A 7,121-nucleotide genomic window follows, 5' to 3' on the forward strand; every position below is an offset into this window, starting at 1 on the left:
TTAACGGCAGACTAGTTGCCTCGCTTAACGCGAGGCAAGATGGTACAGTTGACAGCTTCGGCGCCACGCTTCGCATGGCGCGCCAGTACAGACAAGCCAAACTGTCATTAAACGGAACGGCTGTCTGGCAACCTCACATTAGTTTACGGCAAACTGGTAAGCCGGGTTCTGTTTTTCAGACGATCATTTATCTAGGCTTGCCGTTGCCGGACAAGCTCAAGCAAGCAACCCGGGACTGTAACGAGGCGGGCGCTCTCGTCCTCTATTTGCTCTTGCTCCGCGCAGAGTTTACCTCTTTTCACTACAGCATTCTAAATAAAAGAACCTGTACATCGTCTCTGTGGCACTAGTCCTCGCCTTGCGGCCACAGTTGTTTTCCCCTGACGGAGAAAGACAACCGTCGCCAACGGCGGACACCCGTTAGGTGCTGCGCTGCCCGCGGGAGCCCGGACTTTCCTCGGCGGCTGATTAGCCGACGCGATCGTCTCGTCTGCCGCGGAGCAAGTATAGCAAATCTTTGTTGTTTTATCTGTGTTTTTTGTCGTACAGATACAGGCAAAAATATTCGGCAAAGCAGGCCGCCAGCGCGCCGAACGCCGCCAGGATCTCAGGAACGCCAAGACGTAGCAGCAAGCTCAAAAGCGCGATCAGCGTGAAGAGCGGCAAAAAAATCATTAAAAACAATAGGCGCCAGAAATAGGCTTTAGCGCAGGGCAGCTCGTCGGCTTTTCCGCGGCAAAGCTGGCAGCCGCCGCAGTTTTTCAGCATTGGCGCACAAACTGCCCGGCGGCCTGAAGCAAACGCGCCACTTCCGCGCCACTCGCCGCCTCGCAGTAAATGCGCAGCAGCGGTTCAGTCCCCGAGGCGCGGAATAATATCCAGCTCTCGTCAGTAAAATGAACTTTAATACCGTCAAATTTTTCTTTGTTTTTTACCGCTTTGGCCAAAAAATCCGGCGGCAAATCTTTTTCCAGAGTTTGCCTGGCTTTTTCTTTAAGCGCGTTATCCAGCTGCAAATCCAGCCGGTCATAACAATGCGCGCCGAAACGTTTTTCCAGATCCGCGTAAATTTGTTCCAGCGGTTTTTGTTCCTGCGCGGCCAGTTCGCAGAGGTACAGAGAATTGAGTATGCCGTCACGATCCGGAATATTGCCGGAAGCCGAATAGCCGCCGGATTCCTCGCCGCCGAGCAGCACGCCGCCTTTGAGTATCTCCTCGGCGATATATTTAAAGCCGATTTTCGTGACCACGACCTCACGCCGCAGCTCCGCGGCGAGTTTATCCAGCAGCCTGGTGCCGTTAAAAGCATGCACCAGTTTGCCCGGCTGTTGCAGATTTTCCGCGAAGTGATGGAACAAGATCGAAAAAACTTTTTGCGAATTGATAAATTGACCATCGCTGCCGCAGGCGCCGTTGCGGTCGGCGTCGCCGTCCAGGATCAGGCCGACGGCAAAATCCGCGCCAGATTTTTTAATGATTTCCATAAAGTCCGGCACATTAGCGGCCAGCGGCTCAGGATTGAAACCGCCAAACTGCGGGTCGCGCTGAGCGTTGATCTCCAGACTGTCTATGCCGTGCCGCGCCAGCAGGCCGGAGATGTAGCCGCTGCCCGAGCCGAAGAGGGGATCGATAAAGATCCGCAGGCCGCTCTTTTGGATTTTGGCAAAATCGACGCGCGCTTCTATGTATTTAAAAAACTCCTCTCGGGGATCATACAGCTCAAATTTACCGCCGGACTTTTTTACGGGGTTTTTGTCCAAAAAAGTCATGATGCCGTCGGTCGTCTCGGGGAAAGACGAACAGCCCTGCGGCTCTTTGACCTTGAAGCCATTGTACCGCGGCGGATTGTGCGACGCCGTGATCATCACGCCGCCAGCCAAACTTTGTTCGCGCACGACAAAAGACACTACCTGCGTGGGGCAAGCTCGCGCCGCCAAAATCGCGCGGCAGCCATTGGCCGCCAGAACTTCCGCGGTTCGGCGCGCGAAAATTTCCGAATTGGCGCGGTAGTCATAGCCGATAAAAAAACCTTTGTCCGCCGCGCCGCTGTTTTGATAATAATCACTGTAAGCCTGCGCCAGCCGCTCGACATTGGCCAGCGTAAAATCGCCGTCCATGGTGTCGCGCCAGCCGTCCGTGCCAAATTTTACCGTCATCGCCGCTCCCGTATTTTGATTATCTCCGGCAGTAAAACAAAATCAACCTGTTCATTATATTGGGTCAGCAGTTTTTTTAAAACCCTCTTGGTCGCCGGCCGCGTGCTGTGGCAGATCGCAATGACGCTACCGCGGCGGCGGGCGATACCGGCCGCTTCGGCAAAACGCCGCGTGATATACTCCTCGGTCTGCACGCCGTCAAGGAAAATGTCGTTGCGCGCGGACGGGATGCCGTGTTTACGCGCGGCTGCCTGCGCGCGCGAATTGACCGTCGTATTGCTGTCCAGAAAATAGAGGTCTCCCCCGCGCTCGCTAAAAACACTCATAAAATTCTCCATCATTGCCGCGTCCGCGGAGAGGATCGAACCCTGATGATTGTTGAGGCCGGAAGCCTGCGGCACAGAGGCAAAAGCCCGCTCCAGCATCCAGCGGATATTTGCCGCCGAATAACCGCTCTCCACGCGCACCGGATAGGCCTCTCTATTGCCTAGCGGTGTCCACGGCAAATGCACCAGCACGGCATGGCGTCCCGCCGCGGCTATCGCCGCGGCGGAAGCGGAAGAATAAGGCTGCGCGGGTATCACGGCAAAAGTCAGGGGCTGCTCCAGAGCGGCCAGAGTTTTCGCTTCGGCCAGCGCATAACCGACATCATCGATCACCACAGCCATTTTGGGTTTGGCCTGCGCCGTGGCCAAGCCTAAAACAAAAATTAAAAGTAAAACCCTGCCGGTCTGCAGGCGGCGTTTGGTCATTATTTTAGGCTGCGCAAATATTTAAGCGCGTACTGTAATTGTTCGTCCTTATCCTCGCTGTATTTATAGTCCGGGTCTTTCAGCGCGGCTTCGATCGAGGCCGTCGGGATCTCCACAACATAGTTTGGCGAGATGCCGACTTTGTTAATATCCTTGCCGTCAGGCGTCAGATATTTGGCCACCGTAACCAGGATCGCCGAACCGTCGGAGAGCGGGCGGATATTTTGCACAGAAGCTTTGCCAAAAGACTGCGTGCCGATCAACGTGCCGCGTTTATTGTCCGCCACCGCGCCAGCCAAAATCTCCGAAGCCGAAGCCGAGCCGCCATTAAGTAAAATGACCAGCGGTTTATCCGGCCACTGATAATCCACACTGACCGTTTGAAAAGTTTCTTTGTTGCCGTAACGGTCTACCGTATGCACAACCTCGCCGCCCGGCAGGAAAACCGAAGAAATGGCGATCGCCTCGTCAAGCAGGCCGCCGCCGTTGTTGCGCAGATCCAAAATCAGGCTTTGCAGACCCTGCTTATCCAGCTCTTCCAGCGCGTCCACCACCTCGCCGTAAGTCTGCTTGCTCTCAAATGTATTCAGCATGATGTAGCCGATCTTTTTCTCCGCGTCGAGCATTTTCTTGCGGCTGACCGATTTGATCTTGATATTGTCGCGCACCAAAGTATATGGTTTGGGCTTTTCATTTACGCTGCGCAGGATCAGCAGCTTGACTTTCGTGCCTTTGGCGCCGCGGATCAAAGAGACAGCCTGATCCAGCGACATATCTTCAGTGGATTTGTCGTTGATCTCCAAGATTTTATCGCCGGATTTCAAGCCGGCTTTGTCCGCTGGCGTGTCCTCGATCGGCGCGATCACCGTCAGAGCTTCGTCTTTCATACCCAGCTGTATACCCACGCCGGCAAAATTGCCGTTGAGATGTGTCTGCATTTCCTCATAGCCTTCCGGATCGATAAAACGGGTATAGGGATCTCCCAGCGCGCGCAGCATGCCGCGGATCGAACCGTAAATCAGCTTGTCGTCTTTGACTTCCGTCTCAATATACTGCGTGCGGACAATACCCAGCACTTGATACAGCAGCCCCCAGGTAACTTCTGAACGCGCCGCGGTCAAAATCTGAATACTGCAGCCCAGCACAAACGCGGCCACTCCAAAAACTACAGCGGTCGACAACTTCACTTTTTTTGGTTTAGACACAGGCGCCATTCTAACACACTATTGCGGCGGCAGGTACGGCAGGGGATCGGTGGTTTCGCCGTCGATCCTGATTTCAAAATGCAGATGCGGGCCGGTCGCCACGCCGGAACTACCGGCCAGACCGATCACCTGGCCTTTGTTCACTTTGTCGCCTTCCTTTACATTTTGCTTGGAAAGATGTCCGTACAGCGTGGCAAACCCTTTGCCGTGATCGACTACTATCGCGCGCCCGTAGCCGCCGTGCCAGGCCGACAGGATCACCACACCGGAGTCCGCCGCTTTGATCGGCGTGCCGGACGCCGCCGCAATGTCGATGCCGCTGTGCGTCCGCCAGACCTTGAAAACCGGATGAAAACGCCGGCCATACTGCGAGGTCAGCACGCCTTTGAGCGGCCAAATGTATTTACCGGTGCCGCGCGCCTCGGAAGCGCCGCTACGCAGCATTTTTTTGATCAGGTTTTCGATCTCTTTGGAGTTTTTCAGCAACGTGTCTTCCCGTTTTTCATAAGCCAGCCGCTGGACGCGCAGCGCGGCGCCGATCTGCTCCTGTTTTTTGGCGCGCTGTTCATAAAGCGTTTTTTGCTGCTCGATGCTTTTTTTGGTGGACTCGATCAGCTTTTTTTGATATTCCAGATTTTCTTTTTTGCCGGAAATATCGCGTTTCAGCGCGCGCAGCTCGAGAATATTTTTGCGATCTTGTTCCAAAATCTTGTAGTAATGGTGCGCATTGTCGGCCAGCGCTGAAAAAGACCTGTCGCTCAAAAGCAGCGTCAGCCAGCCCAGATCCTGTATTTTGTACATTTCGCGGACTCTGGCCCTAGCCGCGGCCGAACGTCCGGCATATTCGGTATTGCGCGCTTCTAGCTCCAGGCTGGCCTGCTGTAATTCCGCGGTGTGCTCCTGCAGGCGTTTTTGATTATAATCCAGCGTGTTTTTAACCCGGGAGATACTGCGGTTGAGTAAAGACAGATCGCGCAGCGAGGCGTTCTCCTGTATTTTGGTCTGCCGGATCAGCTGCTGATTGCGCTGGATCTCCGCCTGCAACCGTTCTAATTCTTTCTGTTTTTCAGCGATGCTTTCTGCCGCGCCGCAAGCTAAAACCAAGATCAGGCCCAGAAAAAATTTTCGGAAAACCAAAGCTAACCCCGCTATCTTTTCTCAAAACTCGTCACTTCGGCGGCTATGCCGCCTTGTGGCTCTCGCTTAACTTCGGCCGTTTTACGGCCTTGTTAAGCTCAAGTGATAATTTGCGCGCTTTTCTATGGCGCGCAAATTAATACTTGGCGCATCGGCGCCAAGTGCCGAAGGCCGGACTAACTTCGCCCGCTTCCGCGGGCTTGTTGCTCTCACCCGTAACGCAATCAACCACAATGTCGCAAACTTGTCACTTCGGACGCTTCGCGTCCTTGTGGCTCTCACTTCACGTCGCCAGCTTTGCTGGCTTGTGAAGTTCGAGTGCCGAAGGCCGGACTAACTTCGCCCGCTTCCGCTGGCTTGTTGCTCTCGCTTAACTTCGCGGCGCCGCCGCTTGTTAAGCTCGAGTCGACGAGTCCGGCCGTAAACAACAAATTTCGCCATTTGTCCAAATCGGCGATAGGCTAACGACACATTGTCTGGTGCCGAAGGCCGGACTCGAACCGGCACGGGCGTTTGACTTCCCTCAGGATTTTAAGTCCTGTGTGTCTACCAATTCCACCACTTCGGCAACTGTAACAGCATTGCCCGATCCAAAAACCCACGCTGCAACAACTACCGCTGTTACAGTTGCGCGGCTAACGCCGCACGCTTACTACACTATTAATACAGTTCGTCAAAATATATTGGACAGGGGCGCAGGATAAATCCTGCGCCCCGGCCTCGTTTCGGCAAACATGCTTTATTCTTCCCGGTGTTTCTTCTGCCCCTTGCGCCGCAAGCCCTGCCGGTACTGCAAATTGCGCCGCACGTCCAGCTGCACTTCCTCGCTGGTCTTGAGAAAGTTGTGCATCAACTCATCGAACGACCCTGGCTCAAAACTTTTGCGCTTGCCGTCCTCGGAACGCGGAGCATGACGAAAAACCGGCGCCGCAGCCGCGCTGGCCTGCTTGATCGACAGGTCGTATTTGCCCTTGTTATTTTTGCCCAGAACCTTGACCGTCACCTCTTCGCCAAGTTTGATAAAACTTTCGATATTCGTGACGTAAGTGTTGGCGATCTCCGAAATATGCACCAAGCCCTCTTTGCCGTCCGGTAACTTTACGAACGCGCCAAAGCTGGTGATACCCGTAACTGAACCTTTGAGCAGCTCGCCCGCGGAGTATTCCTGCGGCTGCGGATTTTCCGTTTTATCTTCCTCTGCCATTGCGCTAAACTCAATCCTCCTCAACTATCTTATACGCTGTTTCGCCCGGCCGCGCCAGCCCCAGTTTGTCGCGCGCGTTTAATTCGATAAAAGCGTCGCTGCGCGCTTCGGTCAGCCGGATCTGCAAGTCTTGATTTTGCTTGAGCAGCTCGGCATAGCGCGACTCCAGCGCGGTGTAACGCCGCCAGACCATCTGGCCGCGCAGATAACTCCGCGCCAGCTCAAAACCAAAATACAAAACGCACGCCGCGGCCAACAACACAAACCAATGCTTGCCCGCCGCCGTGCTCATCATTATGGATTATAACAGGGACATTTAGAGAACGCTACCGTATTTTAACCCCAAATAGCCACATTCGTTTTGTTCTGGCTGGCAGACGCGGCGCCGGCCGCCGAAAGAGCTTTTTTGCTGCCCAGCGGTAAAAGCAAACAGCCTAAGACCGCCAGCGCTTGAAAATTTTTAATAATGGAAGTTCTTCTCGCTTTGTCTATTTTTTTGATCATAAAATTTCCTCCCCTTAATATATCTTTATTATAACATGTCCGGTCAAGACAGACTAATTCCAAACAGCGCCGATAACACCGTCAGGAGCCTCAATAGGCTCCTCATATGTAATAGTAATGCCTCCACTATTTACTATTCCACTAGGGACAACAAGCTTAGCAC

Annotated in this window: 8 protein-coding genes, 1 tRNA gene and 1 other RNA gene; all 10 read right to left on the bottom strand. The window is 53.9% G+C overall.

Translation table 11 applies throughout. The features are described from left to right. Nucleotides 1-141: 141 nt before the first annotated feature. An RNA gene (gene rnpB / locus LBJ25_03835) (RNase P RNA component class A) lies at nucleotides 142-497 on the bottom strand. A gap of 28 nt (nucleotides 498-525) precedes the next feature. Then, nucleotides 526-768: a hypothetical protein gene (locus LBJ25_03840; GenBank protein MDR1453089.1), complete on the bottom strand. Its 243-nt coding sequence runs from the start codon at nucleotides 766-768 to the stop codon at nucleotides 526-528. Then, complete coding sequence (locus LBJ25_03845) at nucleotides 762-2,156, bottom strand: phosphoglucomutase/phosphomannomutase family protein (protein ID MDR1453090.1); 1,395 nt, start codon at nucleotides 2,154-2,156, stop codon at nucleotides 762-764. Before LBJ25_03845 ends, LBJ25_03840 begins: the two co-directional genes overlap by 7 nt. After that, a complete protein-coding gene (locus tag LBJ25_03850; protein ID MDR1453091.1) occupies nucleotides 2,153-2,908 on the bottom strand; it encodes a divergent polysaccharide deacetylase family protein in 756 nt (251 codons plus the stop codon). Before LBJ25_03850 ends, LBJ25_03845 begins: the two co-directional genes overlap by 4 nt. After that, nucleotides 2,908-4,113, bottom strand: coding sequence for a S41 family peptidase (locus LBJ25_03855; protein MDR1453092.1), 1,206 nt, complete (start codon nucleotides 4,111-4,113; stop codon nucleotides 2,908-2,910). Before LBJ25_03855 ends, LBJ25_03850 begins: the two co-directional genes overlap by 1 nt. Nucleotides 4,114-4,131: 18 nt before the next feature. Then, nucleotides 4,132-5,250 (bottom strand): peptidoglycan DD-metalloendopeptidase family protein, encoded by a 1,119-nt coding sequence (locus LBJ25_03860; GenBank protein MDR1453093.1) that lies wholly within the window; start codon nucleotides 5,248-5,250, stop codon nucleotides 4,132-4,134. A 477-nt stretch (nucleotides 5,251-5,727) separates the two neighbouring features. Then, nucleotides 5,728-5,818, bottom strand: a tRNA-Leu gene (locus tag LBJ25_03865). 171 nt (nucleotides 5,819-5,989) lie between these two features. Continuing rightward, nucleotides 5,990-6,454 carry a S1 RNA-binding domain-containing protein gene (locus LBJ25_03870; GenBank protein MDR1453094.1) on the bottom strand — a complete coding sequence of 155 codons (465 nt, stop codon included), beginning with the start codon at nucleotides 6,452-6,454 and terminating at the stop codon, nucleotides 5,990-5,992. 10 nt (nucleotides 6,455-6,464) lie between these two features. Next, nucleotides 6,465-6,749 carry a septum formation initiator family protein gene (locus LBJ25_03875; GenBank protein MDR1453095.1) on the bottom strand — a complete coding sequence of 95 codons (285 nt, stop codon included), beginning with the start codon at nucleotides 6,747-6,749 and terminating at the stop codon, nucleotides 6,465-6,467. Nucleotides 6,750-6,790: 41 nt separating this feature from the next. Beyond that, nucleotides 6,791-6,958 (bottom strand): hypothetical protein, encoded by a 168-nt coding sequence (locus tag LBJ25_03880; GenBank protein ID MDR1453096.1) that lies wholly within the window; start codon nucleotides 6,956-6,958, stop codon nucleotides 6,791-6,793. Nucleotides 6,959-7,121: the final 163 nt, after the last annotated feature.

The organism is Candidatus Margulisiibacteriota bacterium, from assembly GCA_031268855.1.
Classification (GTDB): Bacteria; Margulisbacteria; Termititenacia; order Termititenacales; family Termititenacaceae; genus Termititenax.

Bases quoted from the DNA above. Each gene is read 5' to 3' on its own strand.
- LBJ25_03840 (MDR1453089.1), bottom strand. From the start codon at position 768: ATGCTGAAAAACTGCGGCGGCTGCCAGCTTTGCCGCGGAAAAGCCGAC.
- LBJ25_03845 (MDR1453090.1), bottom strand. From the start codon at position 2,156: ATGACGGTAAAATTTGGCACGGACGGCTGGCGCGACACCATGGACGGC.
- LBJ25_03850 (MDR1453091.1), bottom strand. From the start codon at position 2,908: ATGACCAAACGCCGCCTGCAGACCGGCAGGGTTTTACTTTTAATTTTT.
- LBJ25_03870 (MDR1453094.1), bottom strand. From the start codon at position 6,454: ATGGCAGAGGAAGATAAAACGGAAAATCCGCAGCCGCAGGAATACTCC.
- LBJ25_03875 (MDR1453095.1), bottom strand. From the start codon at position 6,749: ATGATGAGCACGGCGGCGGGCAAGCATTGGTTTGTGTTGTTGGCCGCG.
- LBJ25_03880 (MDR1453096.1), bottom strand. From the start codon at position 6,958: ATGATCAAAAAAATAGACAAAGCGAGAAGAACTTCCATTATTAAAAAT.